The sequence below is a fragment of the Zunongwangia profunda SM-A87 genome (assembly GCF_000023465.1).
GTDB classification, from domain to species: Bacteria; Bacteroidota; Bacteroidia; order Flavobacteriales; family Flavobacteriaceae; genus Zunongwangia; species Zunongwangia profunda.
This window is the reverse complement of sequence record NC_014041.1, coordinates 3,588,041-3,603,308: the sequence shown is the minus strand read 5'-3', so window position 1 is coordinate 3,603,308 and position 15,268 is coordinate 3,588,041. Positions and strand designations below refer to the sequence as shown.

Here is a 15,268-nt window from a genome sequence, read left to right as displayed (position 1 = left end):
GTAAATTTAAGGAACCCCAATTGCTAAATTTTTTATTATGTTTTTCTATTGTATTTCCGATTAAACCGCATAAGAAAAGTTGGTGGGGGTGGTTAATCCATTATCTTATAGGTGGGATTTTTGTATTGATTTTTAAAGGTTTAATTATTTACGGACTTATGGAAGAATCTTTTTGGTATGCTTTGTTGTATGGGCTTTTAATCGGTCTTGTTGGTATTGCAGGCTGGAAATGCATGTTTACAATGGTGGGTAAACCTCCGAGCTTAAATAAAAAACATTATTATATTCATTTATGGCTGGCTCATCTTATATTTGGCGCAACGATGGGCTTTGTCTATACTATTTGGGCGTGAATTTTATTTAATTCTTAAACACTCAATAACCATGCAAGTAAACTCTTCTTTCTAAAGCCTGTAAAGGCTGAAGGAAGGTTCTTTACTTTCTACTTACAAAAAGAAAGGTTAAGCTTTTTCTATTTGTGTTACCCTTAGAAGGATTGCAAGAATTGGCTTTAGCTCTATGAAAAGGAATTATTATTGATAGAAGATTGGATTTTTCTCACTACTATAATCTATCGGATGATTGATTAAATTGCAGGAATATGAGGTATACCTTTTCTTTGTGAATATACAGTAAATATCTGTTCTATGATAACCGAAAATGTAATGGGGCGTACCATAAGATATAAAACTCTTTTGCACCAGTACTGATGTGTTACGGCTACTAAAAGTCTATCGAAAATTCTATTACAAAAATACCTTCTGTTGAATTTATATACCAACTAATTGAGATAATTCTGTAAATACTTGCCTTCTATTTTGTGATAAATACCTAAGAATGTACGTTTAGAATTACTGATAGCTATATAGAGCCATTTTAAATTTTCCCTAGTTGTGGTTTCATCCGATTTTTCTGTAAGATGGTCTTCTACCTAATCAGCAATATCAACATATTTCGTGCTTTTGTCACTAATAACAATGCTCTGTTCATTGATAATTTTTAAAAAACTCGTGAATGCCATAGCAAGATACCAGGTCCTTAAGTTTTCTATCATGGTACCACTTCTTAAAAAGGTTTCTAAAGTTACATTCTGCACATTGCCAAGCCCATTACCCTATAGCCGGTAATGTTTTTATCAATTCTATTTCTTTATATACAACATTCTCTTTTTCCCGCTATTTTAGCATCCCTTTTTATCTTATTGTTCTTTTTTATTGAAAATTTTTCATTCTTTTCTTGTTAAAACTATGAATAATGTAATATTTACAACCGGTTCGATTTTTTTAGTGAGTTAAGTTAATTGGATTCGAATCTTATTAACCTAATCATTTTTCATACGTCAATAAGGAAACAATACATACCATTTCGGAAACATTTTAGTACCTACTTCGGCTCATCTTTGTGGGATAGAAATTTAAACTATATCACAATGAAAACTATTTTTATTACCGGAGCCTCTTCCGGATTAGGAAAGGAAACCGCCAAATTATTTCAAAAGAACGGATGGCAAGTCATTGCCACAATGCGTAATCCTGAAAAAGAACAGGAACTGTCAGTATTAGAAAATGTTTCTATCCATCAACTGGATATCACTGAAACAGAAAACATAGATTCTTTAGTCAATGAACTTACAGAAAATTATAAAATTGACCTGGTCTTGAATAATGCTGGGTATGGACTTATTGGGCCTTTGGAAAGCTTAACTGAAGGACAAATTACAAAACAGATCAATACTAACTTGTTAGGTGTTATAGCTGTAACCAAAGCTTTTCTTCCTTATTTTAGAAACCAAAAATCTGGCGGTTTTATCAATATCACTTCAAGTTTTGGTCTGTTAGGATTTCCAACCTGCTCTGTTTATTCAGCTACAAAATTTGCTGTTGATGGTTTTTCAGAAAGTCTAGCTTATGAACTGGCCGGGTTTGGTATTAGTGTAAAGATGGTAGCACCTGGAGGTATTAAAACAGATTTTGCTACGCGCTCGATGGATGTGGGGCAACATCCGGCTTATGAACATTTAGTAGCCAAAGTCAGTGAAGGGTATAGCCCGGAGCAACTGGAAAATTATACTGAAGCCATAGCTATTGCGAAGGTCATTTACCAAGCAGCTATCGATGGGAAAGACCAGCTGCGCTATGTTGCCGGAGAAGATGCCATTGAGTTATATAAGGAGCGCACTGAGCAAGGGGCTGAACAACAGTACCAGCGGATAAAATTGATGTTCAATTAAATTTGATTAATAAGCCAACATAAATGTAATGCATAAATTTGTAGCAGACGTACCTAAATTAAAGCCTATGAAACCCTTTGTATTCAATTCTATTTCCGCTTTACATAAGGCAATGGGACTTCCAAAACCGTTACATCCGCTCATAAGTTTGGTCGATTATGGAAGTATACAGGCAGATGTCAGTGAGCTTTCCAAAGGAATGGTGCTTAATTTTTACAAAGTATCCTTTAAGAAAAATTTCCACGGAAAAATCAAATATGGGCAAGGCCATTATGATTTTGATGAAGGAAACCTTTCCTTTCATGCTCCGGGGCAATTGGTAAAAGCTCTGGAAGAAGAAGCTGATTATTCTGGAATCACCTTACTTTTTCATTCTGATTTTATACAGGGTTATGCCTTGGCAAATAAGATAAAAGAATATGGCTTTTTTTCATATGGAGTTTCAGAGGCGCTTTATCTATCCGATACAGAAAGGAAAGCGACGGTGGGGATTTTTAAAACCATTGATGATGAATTAAAAGTGGCAATCGATCATTTTAGTCAGGATATTATGGTGTCCCAGATTGAACAGTTGTTGAATTATAGTAACCGTTTTTACAACCGCCAGTTCATTACCCGTAAAAATGTGAATAGTGATTTAGTGGCTCAGATGGAAACCTACCTAGATCACTATTTCAATACGGAAGAAACTTTGAAAAGCGGAATTCCTTCGGTAAATGATCTGGCTGAACACCTTAAGGTTTCATCACGCTACCTTAGCGATATGCTTCGTGCACATACGGGAAAAAGTACACAATTTCATATTCAACAGAAATTATTGGAAAAGGCAAAGTATCTGTTAACCGCCACTGACCTTTCTGTTGCTGAAATCGCCTACCAATTGGGCTTTGAAAGACCGCAGTCTTTCAATAAGCTGTTTAAACAGAAAACAGCACAGACCCCACTACAATTTAAAAATTCATTGAATTAGCGTAACTATTCATATTCAAAACATTATTAATGAGTTATTGCACAGTTATAGAAACAATGCAGGAGCCTAGAAAAAGCCTCCACAAGAATTATCACGACCACCATTATGGCTTTCCGATACATAATGATGATGAACTCTTCGGTAGGCTATTAATGGAAATCAATCAAGCCGGGCTGAGTTGGGAAACCATTTTAAAAAAAGAAGACAATTTACGTAATGCCTACAGTAATTTTTCTATTAAAAAAGTGGCCGCCTATACTGAAAAAGACCGCGAACGCTTACTCGCCGATGCGGGGATTATCCGCAATAAGCTAAAAGTAAATGCTGCTATTGTGAATGCACAGGCTATTCTAGCAATACAAGAAGAGTTTGGCTCTTTTGAAAACTGGTTGGAATATCATCATCCCAAAACATTACAGGAATGGATGAAACTTTTTAAAAAAACGTTCAAATTTACCGGAGGTGAAATTGTCAACGAGTTTTTGATGAGTATCGGATATCTGCCAGGAGCGCATTCAAAAAATTGTGATATATATCAAAAGATATTAAAAGAAAACCCAATGTGGAATCAATAAAAGGAATAAAAAAATGGACATAAAAGAATTTATAGATGATTGGTTAGAAGCCAGTAATGAGTATGACACTAATCGGTATTTAGAGATGTATCACCAGGATGCCTTTCTTGATGATACATCAGTAGGTAGAAAATTTAAGGGACACGAAGGAATTAGAAATTACTTTGAAAGCTATTTTATAGGGTATAATACACAAATCCGTTTAAAAGACCTAATTATCAAAGGCAATACAGCGCATTTGGAAGTCGAATTTACAGGTGATTTTCCAGAAGGAGAAATTGGGGGCATATTTGATTTTACGTTCAGAGAAGGTAGGATTGCAGAAGCTAAGGCAGATTTAGTCTCCTAAAATTTATTTTTAGATACATATTTAAAACAAATGTTTCAAATATGTATCTTTGTCTCTTATTTAAATACAAAAAATGGCAAAGTTAGATTTTATACAATTAAAAGAACGTTCTAAACAGATCAGGAAGTCTTATCATCAACTGGAAAAGCAGCATCATCAAACCGAATGGACGGTGGAAGAAGACGCTCTTGCCTTTTTAACCGATGCCGGTTTGGTAGGGAGAAATATAATGTCCCAACAAGAGCGTTGGCCTAAAACAAATTCAAAAAAAGAACTAGAACATAAATTAGGGGAATGTGTATGGTGGCTGACTATTTTGGCAGACCGCACAGAAATAGATATAGAAGAAGCTACGGATAAATTTTTGAACAAAACTGAACAACTTTTTTAAAAGCTTGTTGAATAAAATTGTAATTGTATATGGCTAGAAATGTTGAGTTTGATGAAGCATTGGCAATTTCCAGAGCAATGGATGTCTTTTGGAAGAAAGGGTACAATGGCACCAAAATGCGTGATTTAACGGAGGCTATGGGGATTAACAGCAGCAGTTTGTATAACAGTATTGGGGATAAGCACGAGTTGTTTATACGTTGTATTAAACATTATACGGAATCCCGAATGGAAGCGGCTACTAAGCAACTAGCCCGCATTAGCTCTCCAATGAAAGCCATTGAAAAGTTCATACAGTCTTCTGTATATACCATTACTAATGAGCCCAATAGCTGCTTGGCGATCAAAACCACTTTTGAAATTGCTGCCCACGATGAACAGGTACAGAAGGTTATTAAAATGGATCATAAATTTACGTATAATTTACTGTATAATCTTATAAGTAAAGCCATTGACAGAAAGGAAATAACAGTCAGTGAAGATGCCGCAATGATAACCGATTATATCATAAACCACTTTTCAGGTTGGCACGAGTCTTTTATTATTCATAAAGATCCACGACGAATCAAGAAAATGGCAGACTTTTTATTAAAGCAACTGAGCTGATCCTAATTTTTATAATTTATTCTGAAACAAATATTTTAAAATAAAATAGTATAATGAACCTCCAAAATTATTACAAAGCAAAACAAGAACCGGAAGTGGTGGTTATTCCCAAAACTACATACATAAGTGTATTGGGAGAAGGAAGCCCTGGAACATCTATTTTCTACAAAAAAAAGAAAATGATGATACAATTTTCTGAAAAGCTTCAGGAAGTATACGATAGGACTGAAGAGGCATTAGAAGATCATATTGTAGAAATTTTTTATTGGTATAATGAAGCTGAAACTGGTTTCGTGGACATTGGGAATTTTTATACCTCAGTAGATTTAGATTTGTTAAATTATCGTATCGCTATCCGAATACCAGAAACCATTACAAAAGAACAAATTTAAAAGATTGTGAAAGATTTGGATCAAATTCCATTTGCCAATCAAGTCGAACGATTTAGCCATACTTCCGGTAAATGTGTGCAGTTATTACATATGGGGCCCTTTGCCGGAGAACTGGAAACACTCCCTGTTTTACAGCAATTCGCCACCGCTAACGGACTTAGAAAATCGGGGATGAATCAGGAGATACACTTGGTGAATTTTGAAAAGGGACAAAGTCAGGAGCATCTCCAAACAATTTTACGCGATCCTGTAACTGTTATATAAATTTTATAATTTATTATGAAACAAACGTTTCAATAAATAGCATTTTTATGAACAAAGAAAATAAAGAACTGGATGGTAAACTTGCTTTAATAACTGGAGCTAATGGAACTTCCAAAGGTTCTTTGACTCTGTCTGGTTGGTAATCGCTTTTTTACCTTTCTTCTTAAACTTAAACCAAGTTTTTTATAGACCCGGTACACCCGTTTATGGTTCCAAGGCTTACCTTCATGGCGTAATCGTTCATAAGCCATCCAAAAGCCCTCTTCCGAATGTTCTTCAGCCTTTTGTTGTAAAGCTGTTTCGATCGCAGTGTCGTTCTTCGGCAAAGGACTGTAGTAATAAACACTCTTACTCATATTCAACACACGGCATGCCCTACTCATACCGTAATGAATAAGTTCTTTTGTGATAGCTCGTTTACGGCAGGGCTTTAAAGCTTTCCTGCCTGCCGGCAGGCAGGTTTTCAATAATCTCTTTGGCCATTTGATGATCCAGCGATAAATTGGCATACATCTGCTTGAGCCTTCGATTTTCTTCTTCAAGGTCTTTTAAACGCTTGAGTTCTTTACCGTTCATACCGCCATAGCGTTCCCGCCACTTGTAAAAAGTAGCTGTGCTGATTTTGTACTCCCGGCTGATCTCAGCGGCCGTTTTGCCGTTATCAAATTCCTTTAAAATCTTGGCGATTTGTTGTGGTGAATAGTTACTCTTCTTCATAATTACTGTTTAAAATTAAGCAAAATAGTATACTTTTAAACAGTTCCCTTTTAAGGGAATCTGTAGGCTTTATTTAGTGGGAAATGTTCAGGCGCTACAAGATGATTTACTACTATGGATAAGGCTACAAGTATAAAACCATTTTTTATCCAAAAATTTGAAAAATTAATGTGTTTTTTAAAAATATTGATTATTGGATTCATCTAAAATTTGAATATATCTAAGAGGTTTTTTTAGCCTGCGCAAAACGGTTTGCGGTTATCGCAAGTTGCGTGAGTAGGGATACGGACTTGTCGGATTACCATTTTCTTTCCTCACTAAATTTACGCTTTTTTCACAATACCCGGAATTTGTGATGAATCGCTGTTGGCAATAGTGATTTTTGCACTTCACATATACAACGGAAGAAAACCAAGTTTTCTGGTTGTTGTTGATTTGTTTGTTCTATTTTAATCGAATCATTTATAAAATATTGATCTGTTGAAGTGAATTCGAGATTTTCAAATAATATAAACTTTCATTGTTTCGAAGGTCTTTTAAATCGATTTTAGATGCTGCTTAAAATAGATAAAATGATACTCAATGGATTTTCTCCAATATTCTGTGTTGTGTTCTCCGGGTTGAACTGAAAATCTTATGGGTAATTTTTTAGATAATGCCAAATCTTTGATTTTTAATGTATTTGAAAGCAATGGGTCATCTAAACCGCAGTCAATGAAAAATCCTTTAGTAAAGTCACGATTGCTTTCAATTAAAGACGAAATACTAAATTTTTTCCAATCATTTTCTTTTGGGTGGAATTACTACATTAGACCGGACACTAAGTTGAGAGAATATTTTTGCTAGTTATTACCTTAGCAATTATGAGAAGAAAATCTAAACATTACACCTTAGAATTTAAACAAAAAGCAGTCGAGTTAAGTTATGCTAAAGGCAATGTAAAACAAGTATGTGAAGACTTGGATATATTTCCATCTGTACTTTACCGTTGGCGTAGAGAGTTAAAAGATTACGGTAACAACAGTTTCCCTGGCCGTGGTAATCCTAAAATGACCGATGAAGAAAAAGAGATAGCCCGATTAAAAAAGGCATTAAAAGAAGCCGAGTTAGAACGAGACATCTTAAAAAAGGCCATCAGCATCTTCTCCGCGAGCGACAAGAAAAATACAGGTTTATAAAACAACACCTTATGAGATTTCCTGTCGAGACGATGTGTAAAATATTGAAAGTAAGCAAAAGTGGCTATTACCATTGGTTACAATCGGGACCAAGTAAATTATGGTTAGAAAATCAAAAGGTAACTGGGCTTATTAAATCTATATTTAAAGATAGCTTTCAAAGCTATGGTTCACCTAGAATAAAAACAGAACTAGAGACATTAGGCTATAAAATATCAAAGCCTAGAGTTGCACGTATTATGAGTGCTAATTATTTGTTTGCAAAACGAAAACGTAAGTTTAAAGCAACCACATATAGTCAACATAATTACCCCATAGCTCCTAATTTATTAAACCAAAACTTTGAAGTAAGCCGACAGGATCAAGTTTGGGTAAGCGATATAACCTATATCAAAACCAAACAGGGCTGGTTATACCTTACTGTCATTATTGATTTGTTTAACCGCAAAGTTGTTGGATGGGCTCTAAGCGATAATCTAAGTACAGAAGACACTATTATTAAGGCTTGGCATATGGCTATAAAGAAAACTACTTTAACCCAGTCTTTAATTTTTCATTCCGACCGAGGTATACAATATGCCAGCCATAAGTTTACCTCATTAATTAAAAGTTACAATGGCTTAGTAAACCAATCTATGAGCAGAAAAGGTAATTGCTGGGATAATGCCATTGCTGAATCGTTCTTTAAATCATTAAAGGTAGAATGGGTTTATAGGCACAATTATAAGTTGAGATCTGAAGCGGAGTTATCCATCTTTGGATGGATAGAAACTTGGTATAATAATAGAAGAAGACATTCCTTTTTAGGAAATAGAACTATAAGAGAATTTGAATTAGACATGTATAACCTTAAACTAGCAGCGTAGTCATTCAACTATTTGTCCAGTTTTTTGTTGCAAGTCCAGGGTTTCCCAATGTCATTTCTAAATCTTTTGTCATTCGCTCACTTTCAAAGAATTTCAAGCTGATTTCTTTGAAGTTTTCATAGTCAAATTCGAGAGCTCCGCTTGTTGAAGCAGCAGTATTGAAAAACTTAGAATGTTTTATGAATAAACTTAATGCTCCGTACCCCCCCATACTTAAACCAGTTATAAAAATATTCTTCTTTTCAATACTATATTTTTTCTCGATTTTTGGAATAAGTTCTTGAAAGAAGAAATCTTCATAATAAAAGTTTTCCAAATTCGGGCTGTTCAAATAGTAATTGACAAAGCCTTCAGGACAAACTAAAATCATTTGGTAATCAGTTGCTAATTTTTTCAAATCGGTAGTTTTATTCCATTGCTCATAATTTTCACTATATCCGTGAAGCATAAAAACCAATGGATAACTTTTTGTAGATTTATAATTCTCGGGTTTTTGTACAAGAATTGGGACTTTTGTTTCAAGGTTGTCCGATTTTATCCTAAAAACTTTTTGAGCAAATAGGGATTGTGTCAATACCATAAATACTGTAATTGAAACGAAATTTTTCACTTTTTTGTATTTTTATCAAAGGTCTCAAAAGACTGTTTTTAAAACAATAGCTAACAAAATTGTTAGTATTTAAATCATTGATTATGAGAAAAAAACAATCAACAAATTTCGAAAACGAACAATTTTTATTTCAGGTTTGCGAGTTAAATTCAGCAATTGCAATGATAAGCGGTCGTTGGAAATCTCAAATTGTTTATTCCATTTCTCAGGGCAATAATCGGTTTCATTTATTACAGAAGGAATTGCCTAATATTTCGGAAACCGTTTTGGCAAGACAATTAAAAGAGTTGGAAACTCACGCTATTTTGGTGAAACAGGAAATTCCGGATACTGTTCCTGTTGGAATTAAATATGTTTTGACTAATAAAGGCTTGGATTTAGTTCCTATTTTAGAAAGTCTTTGCGATTGGGGAAAACTGTATGAAGGAGGAAAAGAAATTTCAGCTTGCTATACTTCTTAATTTTGATTTTATACGTACGTTTCTTTTAACTTGCGGCTAACGTGATTGTGTATGATTAGTGGTGTGTTTAAGCACCTAATTCAGCGAATAAAAACCGAACGACTGGTAGAAAATCCACGAGCATTTTCGTAAGTAGGTAATTACTAGCAATGAATTATACACGGTGTGCCTGTTACACAAGTTCTTTTGAATCAAACTTCGAAATAAAAGTAGTTTTAAATAATTTTAAACAACTTAAAATTAAATACTTACCTGTTACAAAAAATCAGGATAACTTTCTTTCTTTAGAAATATAGGCTTGTGCAACAGTTACCATCTTTGGCAGCTGGTTTTATTTCAGTCGTTCAAATTCGAAGTCTATTTTTTAAGAATCTCCCGAAACTAAAGCATTTATTTTCTCCCCATTTTTCCAATATCTGATTTGTTTAGGAAAGTCAAGCGAATCGTTTGTACAAGTAAATTCATTGTATTTCAATTCGGTAATCGGAAATGTAATTGATTCTGTTTCTTCGGGAACTTTTACGGTCAAAATCCATTTTCCGCTTTGTTTTGCGATACGGATTTTTTCTTGCTTAATTGTGTCGGAACCTTGCACTGTAAATCCGATTCCTGAGTATTCGTTTTGATTTATTTTCTTCCAATTTTCAAAGGTTTCCTTTCCTGGCTCTTCGTGTAGCCTTTCCCAATTTCCGAGTAACCAATCAAAGTTTTCGACCTGTTTTTCCGAATTGTTGTCTGTTTTCTTTGTTGTGGAATTGCACGACACAATTGTAACTATTGTTATTATTAATAGTACTGATTTTATAAGTGTTTTCATCGAATTATAAGTTTATAAATTTGGTTTCCAAAACATACTTTTTACGTATGTCCTGATTCATTTTTGAGATAATATTTGCAGTTATCTTTTCTGATTCTTTCGGGTTTTCTTTACTTAAAAAAGATGCCTTTACGAGCGATAGGTAAACGTGTTCGGATGTCAGTTCACGTTCCAACTTTTCCAATAATTTTACGGCTTTTTCCTTTCTTTCAGCTTTGTATAGACAGAAACAATAATTGATTTCGATGATTGGCGAAGGCGAAATTTGCAACAGGATTTTGTAAAGTTTAATGATGTCGTTCCAAAAGTCGATGGTGAACGAAAGTGTTGTCATATACTTGCTCACAATCAAAGTTTCAATATAGAATTTGCCGACTTTGTCGGGCTTTTTCAAATAATGAAATCCGATATTTATCATTTCACTGTTCCATTTTTCTCGGTCTTGATTGAAAAAGGAAATCAAGTTTCCGTTAATTATTTTAGCTTCTATTCTGGCAATGTGAAAACAAAAAAGCGACAATAAATTGCTCGTTGATTGACGGTTGTATTCGTTAAGCAAGATTTTGGCAAGGGCGAACGATTCCAAACATAAACCTTCGTTTACGATTGATTTTTGTTTTTCGTTGAACGAATCGAAACCCGAATTGAAAACAGCATATAAAATCTCTTCGACTGTAGAAATTTCTTCTTTTCCGATGGTTTTAATGATGTCCGAAATCTGTCGGTATTTGTATTCGTTTTGGAGCGAATTTTTAGCCCTTTTGACCATTTTGTAAATGGCTTCGTTGCCAAGTAACGTGTTTTCAGAAATCTCCCGAACGTTTAGTCCAAAGATGTTTTTTAATACAAAAACTATTTTAGCTTGTTGAGAAATATTTTTTGATGAAGCGACAAGAAATATTGTTTCTAAACGCAAATCATTTGTTTTCGGCTCGGAATAACTTGTTGTTTGATAAACTTCTAAATCAGTTGTTTTATTGTTACGTTTTAACTGGTTCAACAAATCGTTCTTTGCCGTTATGTAGAGCCAATCCTCTTTCTTTTTCGGTGTATTATTGGGCTTCCAATTCTTTACCGATTTTAAAAAACTGTTTTGGATAGCATCTTCGATTTCTGAAAAATATCGTATCCCAAATTGGCGAGTCAGAGTCGAAAAAAGCTTACCGTATATCGCTCGGTAATTAGTTTCAGCAGTTGGATTGCTCATAATCTGCCATATCCATAATTTGTCTAATTTCGGTTGTTCCACCCCAAAAATGACAAGGACATTCTTTGGTAAGTTCTACGATTGTTTCCAAGTTTTGGGCTTGTAAAAGATAATAACCTCCAATTATTTCTTTCGATTCCAAATAAGGTCCGTCTTTGACAACTGAATTTTTGCCCGAAATCAAAACACCTTTCTGTTGTAGTCCATCTCCCGAAATTAAATGTCCTGATTCAGCTAATTTTTCAGCCCAAGTCATATGAGCATTCGCTAATTCTTCCATTTCCTTTGGTGATAAATTTTCCATTTTTTCAATGTCTTCGTGTAGTAATAATAAAAACTGTTTCATTTTTTAAAAGTATTGATTTATTCTAAAGACAATTAAGGCTTTCGCTTTTGGACATTATCGTGAAATTTTTTCGGTCGTAGCTTTTTTCCAAGCTTACACACAACGGTTACGGTGTCGAGTAGACAAGGGGAATTTCACCCCAAGCCTCTCACAGAACCGTACGTGATAGTCTCCCATCATACGGCTCTTGTTATACAATCTAAATTACAAATTACCATACAAATCCCACCTGCCAATGATAAAATAGTTTTGGATATTGTTCCTTAATCCTTTCAAACCATTGATAGGCACGTTTTATACTGGTTTTGTAACGTTTATACCTTTTTCTTGCCCATTTCACGATTCGATTATTCAATAACTTGAAGACTTTGTGTAGCATTGACCTTCTAAATTTACCATAGTAGTTCACCCATCCCCTAATCATTGGATTGAGAATGGCAGCAATTCCTACTATACGATCAGAAGTCATTCGCTCTACTTTCAATTCTTCAAGTTTATCTGCAATTCGTTTCCTCGAACTTATACTTATGCCGCAATCAAAGCCAAGATAGAGTCCGTTTGATTTCTTCGATTTTGTAGTTCTAGGTTGATAAGAATAACCTAGAAAATCAAACTTCACATTGGAATACTTTTCTTGCCTTCGGTAATCTCTACAGTATACAATTTTGGTTTTCTCTGGATGTAACTCCAGACCAATTTGATGCATCCTGCTTTTGATAGCTTCAAGTGTTTGCTCTGCGTGCTTTTGACTTTTACAGTTCACAATCACATCATCGGCATACCGTGTGAATTTCACCGTATTGTCGTTCTGTTCCAGCCATTTATCTAAACCATAGTGAAGGAAAAGGTTGGCCAGTAATGGGCTTATAACCCCTCCCTGGGGAGTTCCTCTTCCCTGGTTAGAGACTAAATTTCCCGACTTTGTCATTACTGGACTTGCGAGCCAACGTGCTATATATAACCTAACCCATCTTTCAGGAACGTGTTTTTCTATAGCAAGCATCATTTTATGATGGTCAATGTTATCAAAAAAACCTTTAATGTCCAGATCAATAACCCAATCCATTTTCCAACAGTTTTTCCTGACCTGTTCAAGTGCCTGATGGGCACTTTTGTTTGGTCTATATCCGTAGGAGTTTGGATTGAATACATTTTCTAAACGGGGCTCCAGGTACATTTTTACCACCATTTGCCCGATACGGTCACTTATCGTAGGAATCCCTAATTTACGGACTTTACCATCCTTTTTCGGGATTTCCACTTCTTTGACCGCAGGGGGGAAATAACTTCCCGATGCCATACGATTCCAAAGTTTGTACAGGTTCTTTGATAAACTCTCATCGAATTGCTCAATGCTTACTGTATCGATCCCTGCACTTCCTTTGTTGGCGCGCACTCTTTTATAAGCTTGCCATATCATAGCTTTGCTTATAGGTATTGATTTTGTTTCATTGCATAAAGTCATCCTCAAAACTGAGTTGTTAAATGTAACGTAACTGTATAACCTAACCCCTTTGCTCTATTCCCATTACAGGAACTTCATTGCTACTACGGGTTAGTCCGTCCCTGAAAACAGCATTGGTATTCTACCTCTAGGTTGAGCCTATTGTGTATTTCCCTTAGCATCTATAGTCAGGTTCCCGAGTTCCATAACTAAGCCTGAATAAGAGTCATGCCCCCTGAATGACGCCTGCCGTATAGCCAATAAATAGGTAACTGCTATACTCTTTAACCCCGTGCGATACTTCGTGGCTTTTGACAGGATGTAGCAACTTCTCGACACCTCAGAAGGGGTTCACTTTTGTTCATCTCTCTTAATCATACCTGACCAATTCTTGACTGGCCGTTTCCTAAACGCTCAATACCTTGGCTCTTTACCAAAGCATCTTTGGTTGGTTTGATGCCTTCTCCTATAAGACGACACCGGTAGGTCGATTCTACCATCTTAATTATAGTTCACAATGACTATTTATTGCCGGTCATTGTTTGCTCGGCACACTATCGCAAGTTGCGGGAGTAGGGACACGGACTTGTCGGCTTAACCATTTTCATTCCTTGTTTCTAAAATTACACTTTTTCCATAATACCCGTAATTTGAGATGAACCGACTGAAGTTTAAATTCTCTAAATTTTGATAGTTAACCTGAAAGCACAAAAGAGCGGAGTAAGGTTAAGGTTACCGTTGGAACTTTTGATTCCGTCAACATTGATAATCCCCGCTCTTTTCTACTTTAATTTCGTTTAGTTCTCTGAGACCAGGATCTCGTTTTTAAGTTGGTAAAACCAAAGTAGACTGTCCTTTCGTCATTTTTTTTATATGAATAAATATACCAAAATTTATGGGGTAGACATCAGTAAAGATGTCTTTGATGTAGTAGATTCAGGTGATATACACCACCAGTTTTCAAACACGAGTAAAGGCTTTGTTTCATTCTTAAAAAGCATAGCTGTTGGATCACTAGTAGTAATGGAGGCTACAGGCTATTATCACTATAGGCTTGCTCAGTTTCTTTTCAAAAACGGCATTACCGTATCGGTAGTGAATCCTTTGTCAGTAAAGCGTTTTATCCAAATGAAATTGGCAAAGGTTAAAACGGACAAGAGCGATGCCAAAGCCATCTGTGCGTACGGAAAAGTAAATGAAGTGCCGCTTTATAACGCACTGACAGAATCACAGGCAGAGTGCTTACAGCTTTTTCGACTCCTTGACAACTACCTAAAAAACGTACCGCTACAAAAAATAATCTTCACGGGGAGAAAATTTTAGGCATTCCCTCAAGAGTAGTTTATCAATCTCTTACCAGAGATTTAAAACACTTGAACAAGGAGATTAACGCTTTGGAAGAGCGATTACTCTTATTAGTAAAACAAGACCTACAAGGTCAGCTTACGCTGTTAAAAGGGATACCTGGGCTAGGAACAAAGACGGCTTTGTTTTTAATCATAATCACCGATGGCTTTAATAAATTTGCTAAAGCAGGGCAATTATGTAGCTATGTCGGAATTACACCAACTATACGTCAATCAGGAACTAGTGTAAAGGGACGGAGCAGAATCAGTAAGGTAGGGAACCAGAAACTTCGTAACCTCTTGTTCCTATGTGCATTTTCAGCCTGTAAATAAGGCCTGCAGGGAAATCTATGAGCGGATTGTGGGAAAAGGAAAAAGCAAAAAACTAGCATTGATTGCAGTGACCAACAAGCTTTTGAAACAGGCCTTCGCAATTGCAAAAAGCGGAATGCCCTATGATGAAGGTTTTATTTCAAAATTGAGCTAAAATGATTTGATTT

The 15,268-nt window shown here is 35.4% G+C and carries 17 protein-coding genes and 3 pseudogenes; 12 read left to right on the top strand and 8 right to left on the bottom strand.

Going from position 1 to position 15,268, the window contains the following annotated elements; genetic code table 11:
• The first annotated feature begins 20 nt into the window (after positions 1-20).
• The gene (locus ZPR_RS15775) at positions 21-353 is read left to right on the top strand and encodes a hypothetical protein (protein ID WP_148211749.1); all 333 of its coding nucleotides are present in this window, start codon (positions 21-23) and stop codon (positions 351-353) included.
• 365 nt (positions 354-718) lie between these two features.
• On the opposite strand, the pseudogene ZPR_RS23740 reads toward ZPR_RS15775, so the two are convergent.
• Positions 719-994, bottom strand: a pseudogene (locus ZPR_RS23740) (transposase); the annotation flags it as partial.
• A 435-nt stretch (positions 995-1,429) separates the two neighbouring features.
• On the opposite strand from ZPR_RS23740, the gene ZPR_RS15770 reads away from it, so the two are divergent.
• The 8 genes from ZPR_RS15770 (at position 1,430) to ZPR_RS15735 (ending at position 5,776) form a co-directional block, all read left to right on the top strand.
• Positions 1,430-2,230, top strand: a complete 801-nt coding sequence (locus ZPR_RS15770; RefSeq protein WP_013072741.1) for an SDR family oxidoreductase — start codon at positions 1,430-1,432, stop codon at positions 2,228-2,230.
• Positions 2,231-2,297: 67 nt separating this feature from the next.
• A complete protein-coding gene (locus tag ZPR_RS15765) occupies positions 2,298-3,200 on the top strand; it encodes a helix-turn-helix domain-containing protein (RefSeq protein ID WP_041580055.1) in 903 nt (300 codons plus the stop codon).
• A 29-nt stretch (positions 3,201-3,229) separates the two neighbouring features.
• Positions 3,230-3,775 (top strand): DNA-3-methyladenine glycosylase I, encoded by a 546-nt coding sequence (locus tag ZPR_RS15760; RefSeq protein ID WP_041579000.1) that lies wholly within the window; start codon positions 3,230-3,232, stop codon positions 3,773-3,775.
• A 13-nt stretch (positions 3,776-3,788) separates the two neighbouring features.
• On the top strand, positions 3,789-4,124 hold the full coding sequence (locus tag ZPR_RS15755; protein ID WP_013072738.1) for a nuclear transport factor 2 family protein: 336 nt from the start codon (positions 3,789-3,791) through the stop codon (positions 4,122-4,124).
• A 73-nt stretch (positions 4,125-4,197) separates the two neighbouring features.
• A complete protein-coding gene (locus ZPR_RS15750; protein ID WP_013072737.1) occupies positions 4,198-4,515 on the top strand; it encodes a MazG-like protein in 318 nt (105 codons plus the stop codon).
• A 29-nt stretch (positions 4,516-4,544) separates the two neighbouring features.
• Positions 4,545-5,120: a TetR/AcrR family transcriptional regulator gene (locus tag ZPR_RS15745; RefSeq protein ID WP_013072736.1), complete on the top strand. Its 576-nt coding sequence runs from the start codon at positions 4,545-4,547 to the stop codon at positions 5,118-5,120.
• 53 nt (positions 5,121-5,173) lie between these two features.
• Positions 5,174-5,512, top strand: coding sequence for a hypothetical protein (locus ZPR_RS15740; protein WP_013072735.1), 339 nt, complete (start codon positions 5,174-5,176; stop codon positions 5,510-5,512).
• Positions 5,513-5,527: 15 nt separating this feature from the next.
• On the top strand, positions 5,528-5,776 hold the full coding sequence (locus tag ZPR_RS15735) for a hypothetical protein (RefSeq protein WP_148211748.1): 249 nt from the start codon (positions 5,528-5,530) through the stop codon (positions 5,774-5,776).
• A 131-nt stretch (positions 5,777-5,907) separates the two neighbouring features.
• Here the strand turns inward: ZPR_RS15735 and ZPR_RS23015 are convergent.
• Positions 5,908-6,493, bottom strand: a pseudogene (locus ZPR_RS23015) (transposase); the annotation flags it as partial.
• Between the two features lie 839 nt (positions 6,494-7,332).
• Between ZPR_RS23015 and ZPR_RS15715 the strand changes: the two are divergent.
• Positions 7,333-8,537, top strand: a protein-coding gene (locus tag ZPR_RS15715) for an IS3 family transposase (RefSeq protein ID WP_086026153.1) whose coding sequence is annotated in 2 segments (ribosomal slippage) — positions 7,333-7,612 and positions 7,612-8,537 — 1,206 coding nt in all. Because the reading frame shifts where the segments join, the coding sequence is not laid out codon by codon here.
• Positions 8,538-8,541: 4 nt separating this feature from the next.
• Here ZPR_RS15715 and ZPR_RS15710 read toward each other — a convergent pair.
• On the bottom strand, positions 8,542-9,147 hold the full coding sequence (locus ZPR_RS15710) for an alpha/beta hydrolase (RefSeq protein ID WP_148211747.1): 606 nt from the start codon (positions 9,145-9,147) through the stop codon (positions 8,542-8,544).
• Between the two features lie 83 nt (positions 9,148-9,230).
• Between ZPR_RS15710 and ZPR_RS15705 the strand changes: the two genes are divergently transcribed.
• A complete protein-coding gene (locus tag ZPR_RS15705) occupies positions 9,231-9,608 on the top strand; it encodes a winged helix-turn-helix transcriptional regulator (protein ID WP_013072729.1) in 378 nt (125 codons plus the stop codon).
• A 364-nt stretch (positions 9,609-9,972) separates the two neighbouring features.
• On the opposite strand, the gene ZPR_RS15700 is transcribed toward ZPR_RS15705, so the two are convergent.
• From ZPR_RS15700 to ZPR_RS23880, 5 genes are all read right to left on the bottom strand, one after another.
• On the bottom strand, positions 9,973-10,425 hold the full coding sequence (locus ZPR_RS15700; protein ID WP_148211746.1) for a DUF6265 family protein: 453 nt from the start codon (positions 10,423-10,425) through the stop codon (positions 9,973-9,975).
• A 4-nt stretch (positions 10,426-10,429) separates the two neighbouring features.
• Positions 10,430-11,632 carry a DUF6596 domain-containing protein gene (locus ZPR_RS15695; RefSeq protein WP_013072727.1) on the bottom strand — a complete coding sequence of 401 codons (1,203 nt, stop codon included), beginning with the start codon at positions 11,630-11,632 and terminating at the stop codon, positions 10,430-10,432.
• Positions 11,613-11,978: a YciI family protein gene (locus ZPR_RS15690; protein WP_013072726.1), complete on the bottom strand. Its 366-nt coding sequence runs from the start codon at positions 11,976-11,978 to the stop codon at positions 11,613-11,615. Before ZPR_RS15690 ends, ZPR_RS15695 begins: the two co-directional genes overlap by 20 nt.
• A gap of 211 nt (positions 11,979-12,189) precedes the next feature.
• Complete coding sequence (gene ltrA, locus ZPR_RS15685) at positions 12,190-13,398, bottom strand: group II intron reverse transcriptase/maturase (RefSeq protein WP_013072725.1); 1,209 nt, start codon at positions 13,396-13,398, stop codon at positions 12,190-12,192.
• Between the two features lie 398 nt (positions 13,399-13,796).
• The gene (locus ZPR_RS23880; RefSeq protein WP_013072724.1) at positions 13,797-13,922 is read right to left on the bottom strand and encodes a hypothetical protein; all 126 of its coding nucleotides are present in this window, start codon (positions 13,920-13,922) and stop codon (positions 13,797-13,799) included.
• Positions 13,923-14,295: 373 nt separating this feature from the next.
• Here ZPR_RS23880 and ZPR_RS15680 point away from each other — a divergent pair.
• Positions 14,296-15,255: pseudogene (locus tag ZPR_RS15680) on the top strand (IS110 family RNA-guided transposase).
• Positions 15,256-15,268: the final 13 nt, after the last annotated feature.

What these genes read in the sequence shown, in the direction of transcription:
- ZPR_RS15770 (WP_013072741.1), top strand. Translation starts at nt 1,430, where the DNA reads ATGAAAACTATTTTTATTACCGGAGCCTCTTCCGGATTAGGAAAGGAA.
- ZPR_RS15765 (WP_041580055.1), top strand. Translation starts at nt 2,298, where the DNA reads ATGAAACCCTTTGTATTCAATTCTATTTCCGCTTTACATAAGGCAATG.
- ZPR_RS15760 (WP_041579000.1), top strand. Translation starts at nt 3,230, where the DNA reads ATGAGTTATTGCACAGTTATAGAAACAATGCAGGAGCCTAGAAAAAGC.
- ZPR_RS15755 (WP_013072738.1), top strand. Translation starts at nt 3,789, where the DNA reads ATGGACATAAAAGAATTTATAGATGATTGGTTAGAAGCCAGTAATGAG.
- ZPR_RS15750 (WP_013072737.1), top strand. Translation starts at nt 4,198, where the DNA reads ATGGCAAAGTTAGATTTTATACAATTAAAAGAACGTTCTAAACAGATC.
- ZPR_RS15745 (WP_013072736.1), top strand. Translation starts at nt 4,545, where the DNA reads ATGGCTAGAAATGTTGAGTTTGATGAAGCATTGGCAATTTCCAGAGCA.
- ZPR_RS15740 (WP_013072735.1), top strand. Translation starts at nt 5,174, where the DNA reads ATGAACCTCCAAAATTATTACAAAGCAAAACAAGAACCGGAAGTGGTG.
- ZPR_RS15705 (WP_013072729.1), top strand. Translation starts at nt 9,231, where the DNA reads ATGAGAAAAAAACAATCAACAAATTTCGAAAACGAACAATTTTTATTT.
- ZPR_RS15700 (WP_148211746.1), bottom strand. Translation starts at nt 10,425, where the DNA reads ATGAAAACACTTATAAAATCAGTACTATTAATAATAACAATAGTTACA.
- ZPR_RS15695 (WP_013072727.1), bottom strand. Translation starts at nt 11,632, where the DNA reads ATGAGCAATCCAACTGCTGAAACTAATTACCGAGCGATATACGGTAAG.
- ZPR_RS15690 (WP_013072726.1), bottom strand. Translation starts at nt 11,978, where the DNA reads ATGAAACAGTTTTTATTATTACTACACGAAGACATTGAAAAAATGGAA.
- ltrA (WP_013072725.1), bottom strand. Translation starts at nt 13,398, where the DNA reads ATGATATGGCAAGCTTATAAAAGAGTGCGCGCCAACAAAGGAAGTGCA.
- ZPR_RS23880 (WP_013072724.1), bottom strand. Translation starts at nt 13,922, where the DNA reads ATGGTAGAATCGACCTACCGGTGTCGTCTTATAGGAGAAGGCATCAAA.